13 protein-coding genes and 1 pseudogene are annotated in these 24962 nt (G+C 71.3%); 5 read left to right on the top strand and 9 right to left on the bottom strand.

Annotated features, from left to right (window positions below; all coding sequences use genetic code 11):
* The first annotated feature begins 3 nt into the window (after positions 1–3).
* On the top strand, positions 4–423 hold the full coding sequence (locus tag ACSMXW_RS09655) for an SRPBCC family protein (protein ID WP_485805238.1): 420 nt from the start codon (positions 4–6) through the stop codon (positions 421–423).
* A 229-nt stretch (positions 424–652) separates the two neighbouring features.
* Here the strand turns inward: ACSMXW_RS09655 and ACSMXW_RS09660 are convergent, their stop codons facing one another.
* Complete coding sequence (locus tag ACSMXW_RS09660; RefSeq protein ID WP_485805240.1) at positions 653–1342, bottom strand: hypothetical protein; 690 nt, start codon at positions 1340–1342, stop codon at positions 653–655.
* A 260-nt stretch (positions 1343–1602) separates the two neighbouring features.
* Here ACSMXW_RS09660 and ACSMXW_RS09665 point away from each other — a divergent pair.
* The 4 genes and pseudogenes from ACSMXW_RS09665 to ACSMXW_RS09680 form a co-directional block, all read left to right on the top strand.
* Positions 1603–1686: pseudogene (locus ACSMXW_RS09665) on the top strand (hypothetical protein); the annotation flags it as partial.
* Positions 1687–1897: 211 nt separating this feature from the next.
* Entirely contained in the window at positions 1898–2293 is a 396-nt protein-coding gene (locus ACSMXW_RS09670) for a hypothetical protein (protein WP_485808592.1), read from the top strand.
* Positions 2294–3079: 786 nt separating this feature from the next.
* Positions 3080–3814 carry an HAD family hydrolase gene (locus ACSMXW_RS09675; RefSeq protein WP_485805241.1) on the top strand — a complete coding sequence of 245 codons (735 nt, stop codon included), beginning with the start codon at positions 3080–3082 and terminating at the stop codon, positions 3812–3814.
* Entirely contained in the window at positions 3811–6168 is a 2358-nt protein-coding gene (locus tag ACSMXW_RS09680) for a glycoside hydrolase family 65 protein (RefSeq protein ID WP_485805242.1), read from the top strand. The genes ACSMXW_RS09675 and ACSMXW_RS09680 overlap by 4 nt, the downstream gene beginning before the upstream one ends.
* Positions 6169–6338: 170 nt before the next feature.
* Here ACSMXW_RS09680 and ACSMXW_RS09685 read toward each other — a convergent pair whose 3' ends face one another.
* Genes ACSMXW_RS09685 through ACSMXW_RS09720 form a run of 8 tightly spaced genes read right to left on the bottom strand, consistent with a single transcriptional unit; the run spans position 6339 to position 24645 of the window.
* A complete protein-coding gene (locus tag ACSMXW_RS09685) occupies positions 6339–6971 on the bottom strand; it encodes an HAD-IA family hydrolase (RefSeq protein WP_485805243.1) in 633 nt (210 codons plus the stop codon).
* 59 nt (positions 6972–7030) lie between these two features.
* Positions 7031–8248, bottom strand: a complete 1218-nt coding sequence (locus tag ACSMXW_RS09690; RefSeq protein ID WP_485805245.1) for a cytochrome P450 — start codon at positions 8246–8248, stop codon at positions 7031–7033.
* Positions 8245–9432 carry a pyridoxal-phosphate dependent enzyme gene (locus ACSMXW_RS09695; protein WP_485805246.1) on the bottom strand — a complete coding sequence of 396 codons (1188 nt, stop codon included), beginning with the start codon at positions 9430–9432 and terminating at the stop codon, positions 8245–8247. Before ACSMXW_RS09695 ends, ACSMXW_RS09690 begins: the two co-directional genes overlap by 4 nt.
* A gap of 9 nt (positions 9433–9441) precedes the next feature.
* Positions 9442–10626 carry a hypothetical protein gene (locus ACSMXW_RS09700; RefSeq protein WP_485805248.1) on the bottom strand — a complete coding sequence of 395 codons (1185 nt, stop codon included), beginning with the start codon at positions 10624–10626 and terminating at the stop codon, positions 9442–9444.
* Between the two features lie 35 nt (positions 10627–10661).
* Positions 10662–11369, bottom strand: a complete 708-nt coding sequence (locus tag ACSMXW_RS09705) for an SDR family NAD(P)-dependent oxidoreductase (protein ID WP_485805249.1) — start codon at positions 11367–11369, stop codon at positions 10662–10664.
* On the bottom strand, positions 11366–11821 hold the full coding sequence (locus ACSMXW_RS09710; RefSeq protein WP_485805250.1) for an RpiB/LacA/LacB family sugar-phosphate isomerase: 456 nt from the start codon (positions 11819–11821) through the stop codon (positions 11366–11368). The genes ACSMXW_RS09705 and ACSMXW_RS09710 overlap by 4 nt, the downstream gene beginning before the upstream one ends.
* 47 nt (positions 11822–11868) lie before the next feature.
* Positions 11869–19977: an amino acid adenylation domain-containing protein gene (locus tag ACSMXW_RS09715; RefSeq protein WP_485805251.1), complete on the bottom strand. Its 8109-nt coding sequence runs from the start codon at positions 19975–19977 to the stop codon at positions 11869–11871.
* Positions 19978–19986: 9 nt separating this feature from the next.
* Positions 19987–24645, bottom strand: coding sequence for an amino acid adenylation domain-containing protein (locus ACSMXW_RS09720; RefSeq protein ID WP_485805253.1), 4659 nt, complete (start codon positions 24643–24645; stop codon positions 19987–19989).
* Between the last annotated feature and the right edge of the window lie 317 nt (positions 24646–24962).

A 24962-nucleotide genomic window follows, 5' to 3' on the forward strand; every position in this document is an offset into this window, starting at 1 on the left:
ATCATGGCCTCCACCTCCGTCAGCCGTATCGTGCCCGCCTCGCCCGACAAGGTCTGGAGCCTCGTCGGTGGCTTCGACGCCCTGCCCGACTGGCTCCCCTTCGTTCCCGAGAGCACCGCACTCGAAGGTGGCCGAGTGCGCCGGCTGAAGAACTCCGAGGGCGAGGTCATCATCGAGCGCCTCGTCGACTTCAACGAGGCCGAGCGCCACTACAGCTACGCCATCCTCCAGGCCCCGTTCCCCGTCAACGGCTACGTCTCCACCATCCGGGTCCACGCGGTCCCCGGCCAGGAGAACGCCGCCGAGGTCCAGTGGTCCGGCCGCTTCAACCCCGACGGCGCCACCGAGAACGAGGTCGTCGACCTGTTCACCGGCATCTACCGCGACGGCCTCGACGCCCTCCACAAGAATCTCGCCGCCTGATACCAGGGCCGGGCCCGCCGAGGACCATGGACCACACAGCCCGGGCGTGCACCCTGCGTACACGGGCTGCGTCACGAGCAAGCCGGGTACCGGGTGCCGGCCCCGCGGTGGCGCACCCGGAGTGCGGTGAGGGTGGTGAACGGCGGTGAACGGCAGGTCGGCGGTGGCGTCTGCGTCGAGGTAGGTAGGTAGGTAGGTAGGTAACCGGTGGCGTGGCGGTCCTGCGACGCTACGGCTCGGTGATGCCTGCTTGTGGCGAGGGCAGGTGCACCGCGGGCAGCAGCCCCTGCTCGATCTCCCTACGCGGCAACGACAGCCCGAGATGCTCGCCCACCGCCCCGAACAGCCGCCTCGCCAGCTCCTCCTCCTCGCCCCAGGGGTCGTCGGGGTCCTCGCAGCCGGGGAAGGTGTCCCGCACCGCCCCAGCCTCACGCATGGCCGCATCCAGTGCGGCGAACGCCCCGAGCCGGTCCCTGAGCGGGAACGCGGTCTCCAGCAGACTGCCACCCGGCTCGATGGACCTCATTTCGCCGGCCGCGTCGCCGTAGTACACCCACGGGGTCTCCTGCAGGAAGCGATCCAGGCAGATGAATTCCTCACCCTCCCCCACCAGGGTGTCCTTCCCCAGCCGGTCGACGAGGATGAGGTGCCAGGTGGACCACTCGGTCTCCAGGACGTACGCCCACTCGCCGCTGCGGCCGAACATCGCCACGCTGTCGCCCGGGTCCACGCTCAGCCTGTCGAAGTCCCTGAAAAGTGGTGGCTGCTCGGCCATGCGGCGGTCCGCACCGAGGCGGACCACGAAGTCCACCGGGTCCACGCCCCGCACCGCCGTGAGGGAGACGTCCGAGAGCATCCCGTTCCTGACGATCGCACCGCTGTACCAGTGCTCGCCGATCCAGGCCAAGCCGTCCGTCACCGTGCCGTCCCCCCTCCTCGGTCTCCGCGCACACGTTACCGAGCCCCAGGACGGCTCTCAGCGCGTCAGCGGCTGCCGGTAAGCCAGTGGCGTCCGCGTGGACAAGCCTCATAACGTGTGCGTTCGTGACCGATGATCCGAAGACGCACCCGAATCGACATGACCTCGGCCGAGTGTTCAACGAGGTGCCTGAGCTCTACGACCGGGTCCGGCCGGATTACCCCGACGAACTGTTCGCGGACCTTGGCGCCATCACCGGCATGGACGAAGGGTCGTCGGTGCTGGAGGTGGGCTGCGGTACCGGCCAGGCGACGCGCACGCTCGCAGCGCTCGGATGCTCGGTGACCGCCGTCGAGCCGGGCGCGGACATGGCCGCGCTCGCCCGCCCGGCGGCTCGCATCCTTTCGCAACGTCGAGGTCGAGACGTCGACGTTCGAGGAGTGGGACGACCGTGGTCGGCGCTTCCATGTTCTCGTGGCCGCATCGTCGTGGCACTGGGTCGACCCGTCGACTGGCTGGCGGCGAGCGCACGACGTGCTCCGTCCTGGAGGTTGGATGGCGCTGCTCGGCCACGTCGTCGTCCGCCTGCCGGGAGAGCCGGAGGTGTATGCCGAGACCGCCGACCTCCACGAGCGGTTCTGCCCAGGGAACCCCGACTGGGGTCATCCGCCGCTGGAGGAGGACGTGCGAACCACCGACGGCGGCTGGGGCCTGGTCGACGATCCCGGAGGACTGTTCGGCCCGACGATCGTGCGCTGGTATCCAACCGTTCAGTGGTTCAACGGGGACGGCTTCGCCGATCTCCTTCGTACACAGTCGCTGTATCGGAGGCTCGACCGGGATGTCCGTGAGCCTCTGCTCGACGCCATCGCCGAGCGCATCCGCACGCGGATGGGCGATCGAGCCTCACGCCGTTATCTGAGCGTCCTGCGTGTCGGACAGTGCGCCTAGTGCGGCCGGGGACCGATCTCTGCACTAGCTTTCGTGGCCTGGTCAGCGGCTGGAGAGGGCTCTCGCCCCACGCCGGCCGAGGGCGATCTGGCCGAAGGCCGGCACGCCGACGCTGACCGGATTGGACCGGCGGGCCGCTTCGGCTCGGACCGGCGGACCCCCCTCGGCTTGGACCGGCGGACCCCCTCGGCTTGGACCGGCGGGCCGCCCCGGCATGGAGCCGCGCGAGCTTGTCAGCCGTGCCCGTCGGGCCGGATCGCCGACAGCTCCAGCACCGGCACACCGGGCGTCTCGAATCCGAAGACCTGCGCGTACAGCCCGAGCTCGGCCTCAGGAGAGGCCCTGTGTGGAGCGTGAGGGGTTGTCCCCCGCGATGATTTCGCTAGTCACGGCCGGACCATACTGAGTCATTCCCGAGGCTCACCTGCCCGGAGCATGCACTCGGGCACGCGAGGGGCCATCTCCGCAGCCGCCCGCGGGGCGTTCGGCCCGAGACCGCGCTCGCCCCCCTGTCCGGCGAATCCCGTGCAACGTGCAGCGCGTGTGCTATGCCAGGCGGTTGGCGCGTGCCGCGTCGGCCGCCCGATACGGAGTCCTGGTCACGAGCATGCCTGAGTCTCCGCCCCACGGGAGCTGGTGGCCGTTCCCCACGGGGCCGGTGGCCGTTCCCCACGGGGCCGGTGACGTGGGCAGGTGGCGTTCCCCACGGGCCGGTGGCCGTTCGTCGCGCCCCCCGCCTGCGTGCCGATCCAGCCCTCCAGTCGCTCGTGAGGGACAGTGGGTGGTATGAAGAATCTTGGTCTGCCGGATCGCATCCAGGCATGTCTGTTCGACCTCGACGGTGTCATCACGAAGACCGCGGTCGTGCATGCGGCGGCATGGAAGGAGATGTTCGACGCGTTCCTGCGCGGTCGGGACAGGGATGCCCGCCCCTTCGACTCCTCCGACTACGACAGGTACGTCGACGGCCTGCCGCGTGCCGACGGTGTACGGTCCTTCCTCGCCTCCCGCGGCATCGAGCTGCCCGAGGGCGGCCCCGACGACCCGCCGGGCCGCGACACCGTCCACGGCCTGGGCAATCGCAAGAACGACCTGGTCCTGGAGAAGATCCGTACGGAGGGCGTGGAAGCCTACGCCGGCACACTCCGATATGTGGAGGCCGTCCGGGCCCGGCACCTGCGGACCGCGGTGGTGTCGTCGAGCGCGAACTGCCGGGACATCCTGCGCTCGGTGGGCGCCGAGGACCTGTTCGAGGTGCGGATCGACGGCATCGTCGCCATCGAGCGGCATCTGCCCGGCAAGCCACGCCCCGACACCTTCCTCGCAGCGGCGCACGACCTCGGTGTGGACGCCAGGAACTGTGCCGTGTTCGAGGACGCCCTCGCGGGCATGGACGCCGGCAGGTCGGGCCACTTCGGTTACGTCGTGGGGGTGGATCGCGTCGGGCAGGCCGACGCACTGCGGGCCCACGGGGCGGACGTCGTGGTGAGGGACCTCGCCGAGCTGGGAGTGGACGCGTGATCACACACACCAATTACCTGGTCGAGCCCTGGAGCCTGCGCGAGCACGGCCTCAACCTGGACGTCCTCCCGCAGAGTGAGTCCCTCTTCGCCCTGTCCAACGGGAACGTGGGGTGGCGCGGCAACCTCGACGAGGGCGAGCCGCACGGGCTGCCGGGCTCGTACCTCAACGGACTGTACGAACTGCACCCGCTGCCCTACGCGGAGGCCGGATACGGCTACCCCGAATCAGGGCAGACCGTTGTGAACGTCACCAATGGCAAGATCTTCCGTCTCCTCGTCGACGACGAGCCTTTCGACGTGCGCTACGGCCGGGTCCGCTCCCACGAGCGGGTGCTCGACCTGCGCGCCGGGGTGCTGCGCAGGACCTGCGACTGGGTCTCGCCCGCCGGCCGCGCGGTCCGGGTGCGCTCCACACGCCTGGTCTCCTTCACCCAGCGCGCCATCGCCGCCGTGCGGTACGAGGTCGAGGCGGTCGACGGTGACGTCCACCTCGTCGTCCAGTCGGAGCTCATCGCCAACGAGCAACTGCCCCACACCGAGGGCGACCCCAGGGCCTCGGCCGCCCTCGCATCACCGCTCGTGGCGGAGGAGCACATCGCCCACGGAGTGCGGGTGCGTCTCGTGCACAGCACCGCGCGCAGCGGCCTGCGGGTGGCCGCGGGGGCCGACCATGTCGTCACAGGGCCGGACGGGACCAGGGCCGTCAGCGAGAGCGGTGACGACATCGGCCGCGTGACGGTCATCTCCACTCTCAAGCACGGCGAGACCCTGACCATCGAGAAGTTCGTCGCCTACGGCTGGTCCTCGATCCGCTCCCTTCCGGGCGTGGCCGACCAGGTCGACGCCGCCCTCGCCCAGGCGCGCAACGCCGGCTGGGACGGCCTGGTCGCCGAGCAGCGGGCCTACCTGGACGACTTCTGGTCGAGGGCCGACGTCGAGATCGAGGGGGACGAGCAGATCCAGCAGGCGGTGCGCTTCGCGCTCTTCCACGTCCTCCAGGCCGGCGCGCGGGCCGAGGAACGCGCGATCCCCGCCAAGGGCCTCACCGGTTCCGGCTACAGCGGCCATTCGTTCTGGGACACGGAGACGTTCGTCCTGCCGCTCCTGACGTATATCGCGCCAGAGGCGGTCGCACAGGCCCTGCGCTGGCGGCACACCACCCTGCCCGCGGCGAGGGAGCGGGCCGCGCAACTGGGCCTGGAAGGAGCCGCGTTCCCCTGGCGGACGATCGAGGGCTCGGAATGCTCCGCCTACTGGCCCGCCGGAACGGCCGCCTTCCACGTCAACGCCGACATCGCCGACGCCGCCGTACGGTACGTCGCCGCCACCGGCGACGAGGGGTTCGAGCGTGAGATCGCGTCCGAACTCCTCGTGGAGACAGCCCGGTTGTGGCGCTCCCTCGGGCACCACGACCACCACGGTGTCTTCCACATCGACGGGGTCACGGGCCCGGACGAGTACAGCGCCGTGCAGGACGACAACACCTACACCAACCTCATGGCGCAGGCCAACCTGTACAACGCGGCGGACCTGGTCGAGCGCCATCCTGAGTGGGCAGCCGGACTCGGCGTCGACGACGAGGAGAGCGCAGCCTGGCGCGATGCCGCCGAGTCCATGCACGTGCCGTACAACGACGAGTTGGGCGTGCACGAACAGCACGCGGGCTTCACCCGTCACCGGCCGTGGGACTTCGCCGGAGTGCGCGACGACCAGTACCCGCTGATGCTGCACTTCCCGTACTTCGATCTCTACCGCAAGCAGGTCGTCAAGCAGGCCGACCTGGTTCTCGCCATGTTCCTGCGCGGTGACAGGTTCGACGCCGAACACAAGGAGCGCAACTTCGCCTACTACGAGCCCCTCACGGTGCGGGACTCCTCCCTGTCGGCCTGTGTCCAGGCGGTGATCGCCGCGGAGGTGGGGCACCTGCGCCTTGCCTACGACTACACGGTCGAGGCCGCGCTGCTCGATCTGGAGGACCGGGAGAACAACACACGCGACGGTGTGCACGTCGCCTCACTGGCCGGCACGTGGCTCGCGCTCGTCTGCGGCTTCGGCGGCATGCGGCACACGGCCGACCGGCTGGAGTTCGCACCCAAGCTCCCCGAGCGGCTGCGGCGCCTGGCCTTCAAGGTGATCGTCTTCGGCCGCTGCCTCGCCGTGGAGGTCAGGGCGGACTCGGCCACGTACACCCTCATGCAGGGCGAGCCACTGACGTTGCGGCACTTCGGAGAGGACGTCACCGTCTCCGTCGGCCATCCGGTGAAGCGCCGCCTCATCCCCCGTGCGGTGGGCCCCGCACCGAAGCAGCCTCCCGGCCGGGAGCCCCGGGCGACCTCGGTGCCGAGGCCCTGACCGTGCTGACCGCCGGCCAGGGCGTGAAGCGGTCCGGGGCCCGCTCCCATGGGACCCCGGCCGCCTTGCCCCCCGCGCAGGAGTAGGACGAGGTCGGGACGGGTCGGCACCGTGCGCGTGCCGCCCCGGCTCGCGCTTCGAGGTCACGCTCCTCGGGCACGCCACCGGTGTCAGCCGGTGGCTGCCGTGCCGGCCGGGAGAATCCCGTGGCCGACGAGTGCCTGCCGGGTGGCATCGGCGGACACGTGGTGGATGCCAAGACCGCCCAGTCCTTCGAGGGCCTGGACGTTCTCCTTCTTGTCGTCGACGAGGACCAGGTCGCGGGCCAAGCGCCCGGTCTCGCAGGCTATCTTCCGGAAGAAGAGGGGATGGGGTTTGCGGACCGTCAGTTCGCATGAGGCGAAGACGTCCAGGTCCAGGTCGGACGGGAACATCTCAGCGACATCCGCGATCCACACGGGGTAGTTGGATCCCACGACGGTTTGGTGCGCGGCCGCGCAGTCGCGCAACAGGGACCTCATGCCGTCGAGCCAACGGTATCCACCCCGCCGTAAGTCGTGGAACTCCCGCACGTCGAGGTCGATCCCCCGCTCGCGCAGACTGCGCCAGTAGGCGCCCTCGTCGATCTCGCCGCGCTCGAAGCGAGCGTAGACCTCCGGGACACGGGCGCGTTCGAACTCTTCGAACGTGCAGCCCGCGGCCTGGGCGTAGGCCATCTCGTAGGGATCATGCAGGAGGGTTCCCATCAGGTCGAACACCACCAGGACGGCGCCGCGGTCCGCGGGGGGAACCCTCCCCGACACGGAACGCCCGGCTACCGGGCGGGTCGCCCGGGTGTTCCGTCGGTGCCGGAGTCGTGCCGTCATCTGACGCGGACTTCCAGGCAGGTGATCTGGTCAGCGCCGAGGTGCCCGGTGCGGCGCAGCGTGGAGGGGTCGGCCTCCACGGTGCAGTGCGTCTCGGTCAGCGTGTCGACCAGGATGCCGACCGCGGCGCGGGCCAGGTTCGACCCGATGCACAGGTGGGCTCCCCTGCCGAACGCCAGGTGCCGGCTCTCACGGTCGCCCGGCTGGAAGGCGAGGGCTTCCGGGAAGAAGTCCTCGTCCAGGTTGGCGGCACCCAGTACGAGGAGTACCCGCTGCCCGGGGCTCACCTGGTGGCCCGCGATGTCCAGTTCCCGTGTGGCGTAGCGGACGGCGAAGCGGAACGGGCAGCTGAGCCTGAGGGCCTCCTCGGTGTAGGCGGCGCTCGCCGGCGCCTCGGTGCGGTGGCCGGGCAGATCCTGGTCAGGTCCGGCGTAGCGCAGGAGGGCTTCGGTGAGCGTGGCCGCCAGCGGATCCATCGTCCCCGTGATGATCTGGACGGCCACGGCCACGGCCACGGTCTCACCGAGTTCCGGGTCGTCGGCCAGGGAGCGGAGTGCCTCGGCCAGCAGCGTTCGCGGGTTGTTCACGACCGTCTCCCGCACGGCGGCCCTCGCCTGGTCCATCGACGCCCTGGCCCGGATGGCCAGGGCGTCGTCGAGGTGGGAGCCTGGCTTGGCCAGATAGGCCATCAGCCCGTCGGTGGAGGAGGCCAGGGCGTCCATCTGCGGGAGCGTGGCGCCGAAGACGGCCGCCAGTACCGCCAGGCAGTACGGGCGGCAGAACTGCTCGATCCAGTTGTCGGGGGCCGCCGCCTCGCGTAGTTCGCGCAGCAGGCCGGCGCATGCGTCCCGCAGTTGCGGCAGCAGGGGCTGGACCTGCTGCCGGCCGAAGGCCGGCAGCAGCCGTCGGCGAACTTCGGCGTGGTGGCCTCCCCAGGACCGGAAGAACTCGATCACGGGCCGGTGCAGTTCGACCTGCTGGGGAGAGAGGCCGGCCTGCGCGAGGGGGTCGCGCTGGGGCATGTTCGTCAGCGCCGGGTGCAGGAGCAGCTCGCTGGTGAGCGCGTAGGAGGTGACGATCAGGGCACCCGTCCGCGGTTCCACCGAGACCTGGCGCGACGTCATGCCGTGCAGAGCGGCGCGGGGATCCCGCGTCGAGTAGTCGTCGAAGATCGGGTGCACGACGGTGTCGTCGAGGTTGCCGCCGGACCTCACGAGTCGAGCCTCTGCGAGGTTCCCGGGCCGGCCGGGGCACGGAACGGCCGGGAGCCGGAGATGACGACCGCGAGGCGGGAGGACGGGGCGAGCTCGGACTTGAGCAGGCCGGACAGCGAGATGTAGGCGGACTTCTCACGGCCGTAGTCGAGTTCGATGTCGGCGTCGGCCAGGATCTCGTCCACGATGGGCCGCAGCCCCTCGACGTCCTGGGGAGACACGGACTGCAGCTCGGTGCCCTCCGGCAGTTCCCGCCGCAACTGCGGAAGGGTCGCCACGGGGTTGGTGGACTGCAGTGTCGGCTCGAAGGGGTCGTCGGGCAGCCTCAGGTCCGCGTCGCCGACCTCCTGCGCGTCGTTCTGCCAGGCCCAGGTGAGCGTGTCCGCGTCGCCCGGCTGGAAGAGGAGGTAGCGGCGGTCGTTGAGCACGCCGGTGGGATTCTCCACGATACGGTTCAGCCGGGAGAAGCCGACCTCGTAACCCAGCGGTCCGTAGCCGCCGGCGACCGTCTGCACGATGGTGTCGGTCTGCGGCACCATCTCATAGATGACGGAGGCCAGCGCCGCCTTGCCCTCCAGCTTCCAGTCGAAGGGCGCCAGGTGGTGGCGTCCCGCCTGTGCGGCGGCCTTCTTCGCGTTGGCGGACAGGTGGGCGTAGGCGCAGTCGAGGGCGTAGACGGGCTGCTCCGGGTCGGCTTCGGTGTCGCCCAGCTTGTCGAGGTTCTGCTCGGGGATGTAGCTCGCGCACGACACCCCGGCGCGCTGTGCGTAGTGCCGGTAGGCCAGGGCCGTGTTGCCGGTGGAGTGGACCGAGACGCGTGTGAGGTCGAGCTGCTTGGCGGCGGCGAGCACGATGGCCGCCTCCAGGTCCTTGAACGTGCCCGTGCCCAGCCGGGTGCAGTCGATCAGCCAGACCTCGCTGACGCTCATCCGCGATTCCATCAGCGCGCTCCTGATGACACGCGGTTTGGCGCCGTCGTCCAGTGCGGGCTCGTAGTCGACGGGCACCAGGTCCGGGTAGCGCCAGGGCAGGCCGCGCTCCTCGGCGACGAACCGGGAGAACGGGCCCGGCTCGGGAAGTCGCAGGGCGAGTGCGCCGCCGCAACCGGCGCAGGCGTAGCGGGCGATCTCCTCGGTGGTCGGGATACGGTCTTCGCAACGCGGGCAGGACAGTCTGATCGTCATGGCAGATACCTACTTCTCGTGGAGTGTCGGAATGTGGCCGGTGAAGTCGAGGGTCGCCCTGCGCGTTTGGACGGCTTGCGCGTCCATGAGCCGAAGGCCGGGGCAGACGCGGACGATGTCTTCCAGGAGTTCTCGGGAGGCGTTGGGGTGCCGGATCGCGTAGAGGACCAGGTTGCGGTCCGCCCACCAGTTCCCGCTGTGCTCGGTGTGCCGGATCATCCGGCGCAGGGTGGTGTCGTCGGTGTGGGTGTTCATGAGGGCGGCGTGCCGTACCCACCAGCTGCCGCCGTGGGCGGAGGCCAGCAGATCGGCCACCTCGTGGCGGGAGCGGGCCATGAAGACCCGGAGCATGACCTCCGTCTCCGAGGGCCCGGCGGTGGCGTCCGTGGGAGCGGCCGCATCCGGGTCCACGGCGTCGTCGTGGATGCCCGCGTCACCGCCCAGGATGTCGTGCGCCAGGCGGCGCAGTGTGCCCGGTTCGGCCGCCGTGTGGGCGCGCAGCCACGGCAGGTGACACAGGAGCAGGCGGCGGGCGGAGGACAGGAACACCGACGACAGCAGCTCGTAGACGGCGCTCTGGCGCTGGAAGTCGAGTTCTCCGCTCTCGCAGCCCCGGCGGAGTCGCATCGCGGTCGCGAACGCCTCGGGGGCGGCCGGGTCGACCTCGTCGCGTGCGGCCAGTGCCGTGAGGGCCGGTTCGGTGGTCCGGTAGCGGACCCGGCCGCTGATCAGTGCTTCGCACTCCGCCAGTACCGTCCAGCCCCGGGTGCCGCCGAGGCCGAACTTCTCGGGGCGTTGCAGGAGGGGGCCGTGCACCAGGGGGAGCGCTGTGGCGGTCGCCAGGAGGTGGACGACCTCCCGGGCCCGGACGGCGGGGTCGTGCCAGAGGGTGCGGACGACCTTGCGGAAGGCCGGGAACAAGGCGGGGTCGCCGCCGATGTTCCGGCTGAACATCACCGCGTGCAGGTCGGTCGCGTTGGCCCGTGCCCAGGACAGCAGATCGGATGCGTCGCCGGAGCAGGTGACGAGGTCGAGGTAGCCCGCCCCGTGGAAGTCGATCTCGGGTAGTGGTGTACCCGACGGGTTCCAGCACAGCAGGTCCAGGTCGCTGAGGAGGGTGGCCTCGCCACGTGCCGTCCCGCCCCAGCTGGTGATCACCACGTCGGGGACGGCGTCGGTGAGTGTGTGGACCACCGATGTGGCGTCCTCTCGGACGGCGCTCGCGAACACTAGGCCGCCCCCAAGGTGCTGCCGCCGTCGTAGGCCAGGAGTTGGCCGGTGAGGTGGTGGGCGTGGGGGACGAGTCCGACGAGGAAGCCGGCCAGTTCCGTGGGGGTCACCAGACGACCGCCCGGGCGCCCCGGGTCGGCCGGGGCGTTCGGGTACTGGCGTCGTATCCGCGCCTGGTTGCGGCCCACCGTCACGGTGCCGGGTGCCACGCCTATCAGCCGGATGCCGTCGGGCGCCCAGGCCGGGCCCAGGCTGCGGACCAGGCTGGCCACCGCGGCTTTCGTCGCGGCGTACAGCGGCTGGTGCGGCCGGGCCACCAGCGCGGCGTTGGAGGTGACGACGAGGCAGACGCAGGAGTCGGCGCGCGGCGAACGGTGCACGGTGTGCAGGACGTTGACGCAACCGATGAGATTGTCGCCGACGACCTGGTCGACCTCGTCCGTTCCGGCCGCCTCGACCGTGGCCGAGGAGACGGTGCCGAAGGCGAGGACCACTACGGAGGGGGGACCGGAGCGGGCGGTGGCGTCCTTTGCCGCCCTGGCGAAGGCCTCGCGGTCCCGCACGTCGACCCGGTGGTGGGAGCCTGCCCGGGCGGGGGCTTCGGCACGGTCGAAGGTGATCGTGCGGTAGTCGCCCGCGAGCCGATCCCGGATCGCGGCTCCGATGCCGCCGGCACCGACCACCCAGGCTGTTGGTGTGACGGTCATCGCAGGGCTTCCATGCGTTCGGCCAGGGCGGTGATGCGCTCGATCTTCGGTATGGAGCGGGCGGAGTCGAACGAGTGGGCGAGCCAGGTCTCCAGCAGGGTCTTCGCCAGCGGCGGCGGTGTGACCTCGGCTCCGAGCGCCAGCACGTTCGCCGCGGAGTTGCGGCGTGCCTTCTCCACGCTGTACGTGTCGGTGCAGCGGGCCGCCCGGATGCCGCGGACCTTGTTCGCGGTGATGCTCATGCCCAGCCCGGTACCGCACATCAGGATGCCCGAGTGCAGATCTCCCGCCGCGACGCGGTGAGCGGTCTCCCAGGCGATGTCGGGGTAGTTCTCCGCGCCCGAGCCGGGGGTGATCTCGTAGCCGAAGCCGGCCAGTTCGAGGGTGCCCAGGACCACCTGGGTCAGCTGCTCTCCCATGGGGTCGTATCCGACGGCGACGATGTGCTTCATGATGTGCTCCTTCAGACGGAAGTGAGGGATGAGACGGGGTCGTCGGCTCAGGGGCGAGGCACGGATGTGCGCACCACGGCGACCATGTCGTTGAGGGTCTTGGCTTTGAGGACCTTGCGCAGCGGCACGTCGTGCCCGAACGTCGCGCGGATGCGTGCGGCTACGCGCGTCGCGGCGAGGGAGTCGCCGCCCAGGTCGCGGAACGAGTCGTGCGGGCGGATGTCGCCCTGGCCGAGGATCTCGCTCCAGATGTCGATGAGGGCCCGTGTGGGGTCGTCGGGGTCGCGTTCCGTCGGCCGGGAGGGCGCGGGTGTGCCGGCCGCGCGGTCGGGGCCGGTCGCGGGTGGCCGGGAGGTCGCTGCGGTGCGGGAGGCGTGTCCGGCGGACGGGTCGGCCTCGGGGCCGGGGCCGGGGTCGGGGGTACTCCAGCGTCGCCGGCGTGCGTCGAAGTCCGCCGCGCCCACGAGGAGGTGGGGCTCCGTGTCGACCGCGGTGGCTCGGCGGTAGGCGGCCAGGGCCTCTTCGATGCCGATCTCGTGCGGCGCGCAGGGCCGTCCGTCGCCCTCGTGCCAGGTGTCCCAGCCGATGCTGAGCCACCGCGTGTCGCCTTCCCGGGCCAGAGCCGCGGCCATGGAGTCGAGGTAGGCGTTCGCCGCGGCGTAGGCGGCAAGGCCCAGGCCACCGAGGACGGCTGACGAGGAGGAGAACAGGACGATCCGTCCCACGTCGAGTCCCCGCACGGCCGCCACGAGGTTCCGGACGCCGTCGATCTTCGGCCGCATGATTCTTTCGGCGTGGGCCCACCCGGTCTGCGCCACGGGCGTGTTGGCGTCCTCGCCGGTGATGCCGGCCGCGTGGATCACGCAGTCCAGCCGGCCCCACCGCGCCGCGACGTCGTTGAGGAGGCCCGCCAGGCTGTCGGGCTGGGTGACGTCGGCATGGGCCGTCGCCACAGTGCTGCCGGTGGCGCGGATGCGGTGCAGTGCGGCGCGCAGGTCCGCCGGGCTGTCGGGTCCGGGGGCGGCGGACAACGACCGGCCCGCGAGGATGATCCGGGCGTTCCCCGGCCGGGCCAGTTCCTCGGCCAGCAGCAGTCCGAGCCGGCCGCCTCCGCCGAGGATCACGTGCGTGCCGCCGTCGGCGGGCCGTGGCCCGGCTGGGGGGAGGGCCAGGGGCTGGAAGGCGGGGGTCCACAGGTGCCGGCCGCGCAGGGCGGCCTGACGGTTGGCGGGACCACCGCCGAGCAGGCGGCTGAGCAGGGAGGTGGTCAGGGCGCGCCCTTCCCGGGTGCGGGCCGCGTCGTCGAGGTCGACGTAGAGGCAGCGCGTGAGGGTGTCCTCCTGTGCGACGACGGTGGCCAGGGCCGCCGCCGCGGCACGGGAGGGGTCGAGCCGTTCGTCACCGGTGACGCAGAACGCGCCGGCGCCGAGTACGAGCAGGGTCGCGGCATGGGCGGGGAACACCGCCCGCCAGGCGCGGTACGCGAGGGTCAGATCACGTGTGGGGGTGAGATCGTCCGCGGTGTCGTCCAGCATCCAGCCGTAGGCCAGGCTGGGCGCGGCGATGCTCTCGGCGGCCAGCGCGGCGAACAGCCGGCGGTGGTCCCGCTCCTTTGCGGGGTCGATCTCGAAGCTCCGCTCGCCGGTCTTGCGGAAGCCGGTACCGGGGCGTACGAGCACGACCCGGTCGCTGCCCGGGAAGGTCCCGGTGAGCAGGCCGTCGGTGTCCTCGTAGAGGACCCATGTGCCGTGGCCGCGGCCACGGTCGTCGGCTGCGGGAGGCGGGGTGGTGCGCGTCCACTGCGGTATGTGGACGGTGGCCGAGCCGGACCGGGTGTGGGGTGCGGGGGCGGCGGGGGTGTGCTGAGGTGGCTGGCCGGCGGCGGGACGGGGCCCGGAGACGGGCTCGTGCCAGTGGCGGTCGCGGGCGAAGGGGTAGCCGGGCAGCGACACCGTGCGGCCGCGGCCCGCGGATGCCACGCGGTCCCATTGCAGAGGGGCGCCTGCCAGCCAGAGGCGGCCGAGGCCTTCGAGGAGGGTGACGCGCTCTTCCCGGGCGGACCCGGGCCCGGACGGCAGCAGGTCGGCACGTGTGCCGGCCACACCCCGGCCGGCGGCCAGCTGTGTCAGGACCCGCCCGGCTCCGACCTCCACGAGGGTGGCCCTCTCGCCGGAACAGCGCAGCTGGTGGTCGAGCGCGGCGCCGAAGCGTACCGGGGCCAGGGCCTGACCGGCCCAGTAGTCCCCGCGGGTGGCGTCGTCCGTGAGGGGCAGGCCGGTGACGGTGGAGATGAGAGGGAGCTTCGGAGCCGACAGGTCGAGCGTGGCAGCCAGGGCGTTCAGCTCTTCCGCCGCGGGTGCCATCGCCGGGGTGTGGAAGGCACGCCGCGAGGCGAGCCGTCGGACCGGCCAGTTCTGCCGGCGGCACCATCGTGCGTAGCGTGCCAGGGCGGCGGGTGCGCCGGCGACGACGGTGTCACGGGGGCTGTTGACGGCGGCGACGGACAGCCCGTCCGGGAGCTGGGCCCGTACCTGTTGCTCCGCGGCCCTGACCGCCAGCATGGCACCGGGGGCGCAGTCTTCCATGGCACGGCCGCGGAGGGCGACGAAGCGCAGTGCGTCCCGGGGTGTGAAGACGCCGGCCACGGTGGCGGCCGCGATCTCCCCCACACTGTGGCCGATCACTGCCGTGGGCTGGACTCCCCAGTGCTCCAGCGTCTGGGCGAGGGCGTACATGACGGTGAACAGCGCCGGCTGGGCGTAGCGGGTGGACTCGAGCATGGCCCTGCCGTCCCGGAGGTTCCCGCCGTAGAGGACGTCGCGGACGTCGAACCCGGTCAGTGGCTCCAGGAGCGCGGCGCACCGGTCGACGGCGTCCTTGAACCGGGGTTCGTTCGCGTAGAGGTGGCGTCCCATGCGCGGGTACTGGACCCCCTGGCCCGGGAAGAGGAAGACGACGGCCGGGGGTTCGGCGGCGGCGGGCGCGGCGTGCCAGTGGTCGGCGGTGCCTGGGGCGGCGAGCCGGAAGGCGCGGTGGGGGAAGTGTCTGCGCCCGGTGGTCAGGGTGTGGGACGCGTCGGCGAGCAGGGCGGACGGGGCGTCCTTCAGGGCGGTGTCCAGACGTCCGGTGAGCTGGTCCAGTTGCGGCCGGGTACGGGCGGAGGCCACCAGCAGATGCGGGCCGGGGGTGGCGGGGACGGCGTCGGAGGCGGGCGGCTGCTCGAGTACCAGGTGTGCGTTGGTACCGCCCACTCCGAGCGAGGAGACCGCTGCCCGACGCACCGGAGTGCGCCATCGCCGCTTGCGGGCCGCGACGGTGAACGGGGTGTTCGAAAGGCCCATGCCGGGGTTGGCGCGGCGGTAGTTGACCGTGGCGGGCACCAGGCCGGTGCGGACGATCATCGCCGCCTTGATGAGGGACACGACTCCTGCGACGGTGTCGGTGTGCCCGACGTTTCCCTTGACCGAGCCGACGGGGATCCGGCCGCGCGGCAGGTCCGGGTCGAGGGCGTCGTACGCCTCGGAGAGGGCGGTGATCTCCAGGGGGTCGCCGAGCCGGGTGGCGGTCGCGTGGGCCTCGACGTAACCGATCTCTCCGGGCTTCAGTCCGGCGTCGGCGAGCGCGCCGTGGACGACGTCGGACTGTCCGCGTACGCCGGGGGCGGCGAAGCCCACCTTGGCGGCTCCGTCGTTGTTGACGGCGCTGCCGCGGATGACGGCGTGGATCCGGTCCCGGTCGTGCAGGGCGTCGCTGAGCCTTTTGAGGACGACGACTCCGGCGCCTCCGGTGAAGACGGTGCCGGCGCCCGCGGCGTCGAAGGGCCGGCAGTGGCCGTCGGGGGACACGACACCGCCGTGCTCGTACAGGTACCCCGCGTCCTGGGGGACGCGCAGTGAGACGGCTCCGGCGAGGGCGGTGCGGCACTCGCCGGCCCGCAGGCTCTGGACGGCCAGGTGCGTGGCGACCAGTGACGTCGAGCAGCCGGTCTGGACGGTGATGCTGGGGCCGGTCAGGTCGAGCTTGTAGGAGACCCGCGGGGCGAGGAAGTCCTTCTCGTTGCCGATGAGTACCTGGAACGCCTCCAGGGACCCGCCGAGCAGCGGGGCGAGGCCGGTACCGGGGTCGAGCCGGAAGCGGTCGGGGAGCAGGTTGTGCAGGAGGTAGGCGTTGTGCCCGCTGCCCGCGAAGACCCCGATGGGGCCGTCGGCCCGGGCGGGATCCACGCCGGCGTCCTCGAACGCCTCCCAGCAGGTCTCCAGGAACACGCGGTGCTGGGGGTCGAGCAGTCGGGCGTCCGCCGCGCTGAAGCCGAAGAATCCGGCATCGAAGCGGTCGTGCTCCGGAACGTCGCCGTAGGCGTGGACGTGGGTGGGCCCTGCGGCGGTGGGGTCGTCCTTGCCCGCGGGCGCCGTGCCGGGTGGAGTGATCAGCTCCGCTCCGGCCAGCAGGTGGTGCCAGAAGACCTCCGCGGTACGCGCCTGCGGCAGCCGGCAGGCCAGGCCCACGATGGCGACCGGTTCGGCGTGATGCCGCTGCCTCGGGGCGGGGCGGGGACGGACGGGCGCGTGCGGGGCGTCGGGCGTCAACGCACGCCGGATACGGTCGGCCTGGTCGGCGACGGTGGGGTGGCGGAAGTACTCGGTCACGGGCAGGTCGACGCCCAGGCGGGCTCTGACCAGGGAGCGCACCGTCATCAGGTGGAGCGAGTCGGCGCCGAGGTCGTGGAGGGTGGCGTGGGGGTCGATGTCGGACCTGCCCAGCACGTCCTGCCAGATCCCGGCCAGCACACCCCCCACACCCGCACGGGCCCCACCACCGGCGGCCACCCGCACACCACCGGCACCATCAACCGACACCCCACCAGCCACATCCACCACCGGCACATCCACCGGCACATCCACCACCGGCACATCCGCCACCGGCAGCGCCCGACGGTCCACCTTCCCGTTCGGCGTCAACGGCAACGCATCCACCACCGACACCGACGCCGGCACCATCACCGCCGGCAACACACCCCGCGCAAACCGACGCACCTCCTCCCCCAAACCATCCCCCACACCCACATCCCCGTCCGCCACCACAAACGCCGCCAGACGAGCAGCCCCCTCCACACCACGCACCACCACAACCGCCGCCGCCCGCACACCCCCATGCCCCAGCAGCACCGACTCCACCTCAGCCAACTCCACCCGATGACCACGAATCTTCACCTGGTCATCCAGCCGGCCATGAAACGAGAACACCCCACCCTCACCCAACGACACCAGGTCACCCGTCCGATACAGCCGCAACCCCGGAGCCTCAGCCACCAACCCCGTCACAAAACGCTCCGCCGTCAACTCCGGCCGCTCCCAATAACCCAACGCCAACCCCGCACCCCCCACACACAACTCACCCCGCACCCCAGGAGGCACCAACCGACCCACACCATCCACCACATACGCCACACAATTCGCCACCGGACGCCCGATCGGCGGATCCTCGTCGTCGGCACTCCCGCCGAGGGTCCAGAAGAGCGCGTCGATGGTCGTCTCCGTGGGGCCGTAGAGATTGGTCAACCGCGCCGGGGAGGCGTCGGCGAAGCGGCGTGCCAGGTCTGCGGTCAGGCGTTCGCCGCCGACGAACACCTCGCGCAGTGCGGTGCACGAGGCAAGTCCGCCCTCGTCGAGCAGGGCGCGCAGCATGGTGGGGACCAGCTGGACGACGGTGGCGCGGGACTCCCGCAGCCGTGCCAGCAGAAGGCCCGGGTCCCGGTGTTCGTCCTCCTCCGCGCACACCAGTGTGGCGCCGGAGACGAGGGGGACGAAGAACTCCCAGACGGACGCGTCGAAGCTGACGGGTGTCTTCTGGAGGACACGGTCGTGCGGGCCGAAGGAGAACGCCGACTGCATCCAGAGCATGTGGTTCACGGCGGCGCGGTGGGGTACGACGACGCCCTTGGGACGCCCCGTGGACCCCGACGTATAGATCACATACGCCGGATCCTCCGGATCAACCACCACCCCCGCACTTCCCCCACCCGACACGGACACGGACGACACCGCACCCTCCGCCGGCTCCACCACCAACACACCGACACCCAACTCCCCCAACCACCCCAGACCACCCACCGACCCCTCATCCGCCAACACCACAGAAGGACGGCAATCCCCCACCATGAACCGCAACCGCTCCACCGGATACGACACATCCAACGGCACATACGCCGCACCCGACTTCAACACACCCAACAACGCCACAACCAACTCAGGCGACCGCCCCATCGCCACCCCCACAACCTGCCCACGCCCCACCCCCGCAGCCACCAACCGCCCCGCAACCACACCAGCCGCCGCATCCAACAACCCAAACGACACCGCACGACCGCCACCCACCACCGCAACAGCATCACCATCCACACCCACACGCCGCTCCACCAACTCATGCAAACCACACAACTCAAAAGCCACACCCGACCCATTCACCCCCTCCACCACACCCCGATCCACCACACCCAACAACGGCAGACCACCCACCACACCCTCCACACCCACCACCGCGGCACGCAGCCAGCCGGTGACCCGGTCGGTGAGCAGGGCGGCCTCGTGGGCGGCCCTCTCGGTGCCGTCGGTCCACCAGGCGTAGGAGGACGGGTCGGACGGGTCGGCGACCAGGCTCAGCCGCCGGCCCGCCGCCAGGGGGGCGGCTTCCTCTTGCGTCATGCCCAGGGTCATCAGGGGTACGTGGTGCCGGTCGCGTCCGGCGAGAGCGCGCAGTTCCGGGATGCGGTCGGCGAGGTCCGCGGCGTGCGGCCCGAGGGCGGTGAGGCCGGACAGCCGGCGGGTCGTCCGGCGGATCGCGGCCCTCACGGTGTCGGTGGGAGCGACGTCGAGCACGTCGAAGAGCCGGTCGGTGAGGACGCCGTGGCCGCCGGCGGCCTTCGCGCGCAGTGCGGGAGCGCTCCACCACAGCTCCGCGGGGCCCGTTCCCGATGCCTCGCTGATCACGTGGAAGGCGGTGGCCACCGCGTGGCCCGGGTTCCAGCCGTGACCGGCGAGCGCGTCGAGCAGCGGCCCGTCGAGCGTCAGGACCCTGCCGCAGGGGCGCCCGGTGGCGGGGGTGGTGTCCTGGGTGCCGGCCGGGCCCGGAGGGGGGACGGAGCCCTGGAGGACGGTCAGGGAGCGCAGCAGCCCGGGCACGCGGCGCCGTTCGGCCGGGGCCGCCGCCTCGCACAGGTCGCGCACGGACGCGCGCCGGCCGGAGGAGAGGCCGTGCAGACGCTGACCCGGCTCCGGCCGGCGCGGTGCCGGAGCAGGGCCACCGGCGAGTCCGGTGAGCGGCCGGAGGCGTACCGAGACGTCGGCGTCGGCGGTGGCGACGACGATCCGGTCGGCGTCGGCGGACATCACGGTGCCGGGCTCGGCTGTGGAAAAAACGGTGGTGACGAGGAGTTCGTCGATGACGAAGAGGGCGCCGTCGACGAGCGTCTTGGGGGTGGCGACGGGATTGACGGTGGGGCCGAAGGTCAGCGACCTGACGAAGCGGGCGAGACTGTCGGCGCTCCGGTGCCAGTCCACGATCCCTCCCGCGGCGGGGCGGGACTGCAAGGAGGTGAAGGTGCGCAGGGAGAGGTCCTGCGGGACGGTCCGGGCCGTGCCGTCGGCAAGTCGGCCGACCAGTTCGCGGAAGGAGTCCACCGACGCCTCGAAGCAGCGGGTGTTGAGGCTGAAGGCGGTGTCCTCGCGGGTTACCGCGACCGGCCGCTGCACGAGGATGTCACCGGAGTCGAGCGCGCCGTCGAGGTCGTGCCAGGTGACGCCGTGGACGTCGGAGCCCTCCGCGATGGACCACGTCGTCGTGTAGTAGCCGGCGAAACCCGGGAGCAGCGAGTCGTGGTAGTTGATCGCCATGGACGTGGTCGCGTTGCGGATCGTGGTGGGGATGATCCGGAAGTTGACGATGTTGAAGAGGTAGTCGTGCGCCGGAGCGGCAGGGACGGCCTGGTGCGCTGCCCACAGGGTGACCGGGACGTTCCGGGTCTGCGCCCAGGCCTGCAGCGCGGTGTCCTCGGTGAGCAGCCCGGTGACGCGGTGGCCGCGTGCGAGGAGGTGGTCGACGCAGGCGCGGGCCAGCGGGCCGTTTCCGACGACGTGGGCCGTAAATCGGTTCGAGTGCATGGCCAGTCCTCAGCTGCTCGTGGTCGGGCGCGACGGCACCAGTGATCGCAGGTGGCGGGCGAACGCGTCGCCCAGGGCGTGTGCGGCGTGCCGGCGGTGCAGGTTGCGGCTGTACTGCAGCTCGGTCACGAGCCGGCCGGCGCGGACGTACGCGCGGACCTGCAGGACGGCTCCCCGTTCCTCCTGGGTACTGAAGCGGCCGGTGACGGGCTCGGCGGCGGGCCGCCAGGGGCCGAGGCCGTCCTGTGCGACGTCGTCCGGACCCAGGTAGTTGAAGCTGATGCCGGGGGTGGGCAGGGCGTCCATGCGCCCCCGTACGGTGGCGTCGCCGAGGTGGCGCAGGATGCCGTAGCCGTAGCCGTGGTGGGGGACGGCGCGCAGCTGTTCGCGGACGCTGTCCGGCGACGCCGGGCGTGAGGTGTCACCGACCCGCAGCACGACGGGGTAGTCGATGGAGAGCCAGCCCACGGTGTCGTGCAGGACCGTGTCGCAGCGCAGGCCGTGGCGGCCGTGGTGCAGGACCCGCACCGACAGGGCGGGCAGTCCGCTCCATTCGCGGTAGGCGGCGGCGAACGCGGTGAGCAGCAGTTCCTGGGTGGTCGCACCGTCCGACCAGGCTGCGGGCTCCAGCAGGGAGCGGGAGTGTTCGCGGTCGAGCACGTGCTCGATGGTGTCCGCCGTGCCGGCGAGGTTGGGGCCGATCACCCGGCCCAGCGGTACCGGCGGCACAGCGGGGAGGTCCAGTGCCTCCCAGAACGCGGGCCCCCCGATCAGCGCCGGGTCGTGGGCGGCGGCGGCCACCTCGTGCGCCCAGGCGCCGAAGGACAGGGAGGTCGGAGGCGGCATCTTTGCGCCCGGCAGGCCGGCGCTCATCCTCGCGTAGGTTTCTGCGAGGTCCCGCAGCATGATCCGCCAGGACCAGGCGTCCATCACCAGGTGGTGGGCCAGCACCAGAACCCGGGCGGGTGCGGGATGCCGCGGCCGGATGACCACGGCCTTGGCCAGGGGGCCGTCGCTCAGGTTCAGCGTGCGCTGGCGGCGCCGGATCTCGTCCCGCACGGCGGCCTCGGTGTGCTGCGCGGAACAGGAGAGATCGACGGCCTCCACGGTGACACGGGGGCGGCCCACCACGGTCTGCTGCCAGTCGCCGGCCTTCCGGTCGAAGGACAGCCGCAAGGCGTCATGGCGTTCGGCGACGGTGTGGAAGGCGGTGCCCAGGAGGTCCGTGTCGACGTCGCTCGCGGTGTACAGGGCCGCCAGGTTCGCCCAGTTGTGATCGGGGCGGGGACGGGCGAAGAAGTCGTGCTGCATCGGCAGCAGGGGAATCGTCTCGCCGGGCGCCGGTGCGGTGCCGCGCGCGGACGGCGGGTACGCGGTGACGGCCACGCGGGCCGCGATGTCGGCAAGCGAGTCGCCGCGCAGCAGGGCCGAGGCGGGCAGCTCGATGCCGTGGGCACGGGCCTGTGCGGCCACCCTGATCGCCGACAGGGAGTTCCCGCCGAGGTCGTGGAGGGTGGCGTGGGGGTCGATGTCGGACCTGCCCAGCACGTCCTGCCAGATCCCGGCCAGCACACCCCCCACACCCGCACGGGCCCCACCACCGGCGGCCACCCGCACACCACCGGCACCATCAACCGACACCCCACCAGCCACATCCACCACCGGCGCATCCACCGGCACATCCACCACCGGCAGCGCCCGACGGTCCACCTTCCCGTTCGGCGTCAACGGCAACGCATCCACCACCGACACCGACGCCGGCACCATCACCGCCGGCAACACACCCCGCGCAAACCGACGCACCTCCTCCCCCAAACCATCCCCCACACCCACATCCCCGTCCGCCACCACAAACGCCGCCAGACGAGCAGCCCCCTCCACACCACGCACCACCACAACCGCCGCCGCCCGCACACCCCCATGCCCCAGCAGCACCGACTCCACCTCAGCCAACTCCACCCGATGACCACGAATCTTCACCTGGTCATCCAGCCGGCCATGAAACGAAAACACCCCACCCTCACCCAACGACACCAGGTCACCCGTCCGATACAGCCGCAACCCCGGAGCCTCAGCCACCAACCCCGTCACAAAACGCTCCGCCGTCAACTCCGGCCGCTCCCAATACCCCAACGCCAACCCCGCACCCCCCACACACAACTCACCCCGCACCCCAGGAGGCACCAACCGACCCACACCATCCACCACATACGCCACACAATTCGCCACCGGACGCCCGATCAGTCCGGCGTCGTCAGCACCCTCGATCCGGCGTGCGTTCGACCAGACGGTGGCCTCGGTCGGTCCGTAGACGTTGTAGATCTCGCAGTCGAACGCGGCACGCAGGGTGCGCACGACGTCGGGGGCCACCGGTTCACCGCCGATGAGCAGGTACTTCAGGCCACGCAGGCGCTGTTTCCACGCGGGGTCGACGCCGATGGACGCGGCGAGGGTCGGGGTGGTCTGGAAGTGCGTGACCTCGCGCCCACACAGGTCCGCGTCGACCGCGTGCGGGTCATGCGGTGAACCGAGCTGCACCTGGGCGCCGGTGGACAGCGGCCAGAACAGCTCCAGGAGAGCGATGTCGAACGAGATGCTGGTCACGGAGTGGAAGGCGTCCGACGGTCCGCACCCGATCAGATCGTCGAATGCCCGGACGACGTTCACGGCGGCGCGGTGGGGTACGACGACGCCCTTGGGACGCCCCGTGGACCCCGACGTATAGATCACATACGCCGGATCCTCCGGATCAACCACCACCCCCGCACTTCCCCCACCCGACACGGACACGGACGACACCGCACCCTCCGCCGGCTCCACCACCAACACACCAACACCCAACTCCCCCAACCACCCCAGACCACCCACCGACCCCTCATCCGCCAACACCACAGAAGGACGGCAATCCCCCACCATGAACCGCAACCGCTCCACCGGATACGACACATCCAACGGCACATACGCCGCACCCGACTTCAACACACCCAACAACGCCACAACCAACTCAGGCGACCGCCCCATCGCCACCCCCACAACCTGCCCACGCCCCACCCCCGCAGCCACCAACCGCCCCGCAACCACACCAGCCGCCGCATCCAACAACCCAAACGACACCGCACGACCACCACCCACCACCGCAACAGCATCACCATCCACACCCACACGCCGCTCCACCAACTCATGCAAACCACACAACTCAAAAGCCACACCCGACCCATTCACCCCCTCCACCACACCCCGATCCACCACACCCAACAACGGCAGACCACCCACCACACCCTCCACACCCACCACCGCGGCGCAGGCGAGAGGCTCGATCACGGTGGCAAGACGGCGGGCTTCCGCGGCACTGACCGCACGGCCGTCCCGTTCCATGTGGCCGGCGATGCGCGGGGCGGTCCGGTCCACGGCCACAGTGAGGTCGAACTCGGCCGGGCGGGCGGGCCCGGGGATGCGCTCCGCGGCGACGTCGGGGAGGTCCAGGGCACCGTGCGGGACGTTCTGGAAGGCGAGCAGGACGCTGAAGAGCGGTGCGCCGGCCCGGTGATGCGGGGAGGAGGAGGCCGCGAGCACGCGGTCGCCCTCCAGTGGGAGGTGTGCCAGCGCGTCGAAGTGTGCCGTCTCGACCGCTTCGACGAGTTCGCGGAACGACATGTCGTCCCGTACGTCCACGGCGAGGGCGAGGGTGTTGAGGAACAGCCCCACGGTCCGTTCCTCGTCGGGGCTGCGGTCCGCCGTGGGGTAGCCGAGGACCACACGTCGGACACCGTGCAGCCGGGCGAGGGCCAGCGCCACCAGCGCCGCGACGACGACGAACCGGGTGGTGTCGAGCTCGGCGGCGAGCCGGGCCACGGCGTCGGTGGCGTCGTGGCCGAGCTGGAAGGGCTCAGCGGGAGGACGCGTCGGTGTCCGGTCCGGGTCGCCGGCGCCGGCGTCGCGCCGGTCGAAGGTGAAGGGGGCGCCCTGGTCGGTGGCGCTCAGCGTCTGCGCCCAGTACCGCACGTTGCGCTCGCGGGTGCACGGGTCGATCCGTGCCGATTCGGCGTCGACGTGCGGACGGTAGGAGGTGGCCGGGGCCGCTTCCGCCGAGTGGGGGCCGGCCGTGCCGGAGCGCGCCCGCCGGTAGGCGGCCGAGAGGTCCTCAAGGAGCAGTCCGACGGACCATCCGTCGAACACCAGGTGGTGCACGAGGATGAGGAGGACCGTGGTGTGCGGGTTCTCCCGCAGTACGTGGGCCCGCAGCAGTGGCGGGCGACCGAGGTCGAACGGCTCTTCGGCGGCCCGGCGCAGCCATGCGTCGGTGGCCGTGTCGTGTGCCGTGTCGTGTGCCGTGCCGCCGGCCGTGGCCTCATGCCGTGGGAGGGTGTCCACCGTCAGGCGGCAGGGCATCGGGGGGTGGACTTCCTGGACCGGGCCCGCGTCCGTCAGCCGGAATCCGGTGCGCAGCGCCTCGTGCCGGGCGATCACCTCGTCGAAGGCCGCCCGCAGTGCGGCCACGTCCACGGGGCCGGTGAGCCGGTGGGCGATCGAGAGGGTGTAGGCGCAGGGGTCTTCGTGCGTCTGGGTGTGCAGCCAGATGGTCCGCTGCTCGACGGACAGGCCGAACGGGCGGGAGACGGTGGCGACATCGGCCTCGGTTCGGCCCGGGGCCGTGTGGAGATCGGTCATCACCTGCTCCTCTGGTACGCCTGTCTGGGGTTGATCGGCCGTGACAGCACGACCTCGAACGTGTGAACGGTTTTCCCGACGGGGGCGGGTGGCGCCAGGGCGACCACCCGCACCCGTCAGCTGATGCGTCAGATCGACTCGGCCATGAAGGCCGTACCGGTGACCGTCTCCAGGGACTCGACGGTGGCCAGGACCTCGTCAACGATGTTCGCCATGATGTTCTCCTTCTGTTGAGCGGAACCTTTTCGGTTCCCTGTGCGGCGGACGGGTTTTCCCGTCCACCGTGATCCGTCGGTCACCGACGCGGTCGGCGGCCG

The organism is Streptomyces sp. DSM 116793 (assembly GCF_057320905.1).

Excerpts from the sequence above, each read along its gene's own strand:
- ACSMXW_RS09720 (WP_485805253.1), bottom strand. The coding sequence starts at position 24,645 with ATGACCGATCTCCACACGGCCCCGGGCCGAACCGAGGCCGATGTCGCC.
- ACSMXW_RS09710 (WP_485805250.1), bottom strand. The coding sequence starts at position 11,821 with ATGAAGCACATCGTCGCCGTCGGATACGACCCCATGGGAGAGCAGCTG.
- ACSMXW_RS09705 (WP_485805249.1), bottom strand. The coding sequence starts at position 11,369 with ATGACCGTCACACCAACAGCCTGGGTGGTCGGTGCCGGCGGCATCGGA.
- ACSMXW_RS09675 (WP_485805241.1), top strand. The coding sequence starts at position 3,080 with ATGAAGAATCTTGGTCTGCCGGATCGCATCCAGGCATGTCTGTTCGAC.
- ACSMXW_RS09715 (WP_485805251.1), bottom strand. The coding sequence starts at position 19,977 with ATGCACTCGAACCGATTTACGGCCCACGTCGTCGGAAACGGCCCGCTG.
- ACSMXW_RS09695 (WP_485805246.1), bottom strand. The coding sequence starts at position 9,432 with ATGACGATCAGACTGTCCTGCCCGCGTTGCGAAGACCGTATCCCGACC.
- ACSMXW_RS09670 (WP_485808592.1), top strand. The coding sequence starts at position 1,898 with ATGGCGCTGCTCGGCCACGTCGTCGTCCGCCTGCCGGGAGAGCCGGAG.
- ACSMXW_RS09655 (WP_485805238.1), top strand. The coding sequence starts at position 4 with ATGGCCTCCACCTCCGTCAGCCGTATCGTGCCCGCCTCGCCCGACAAG.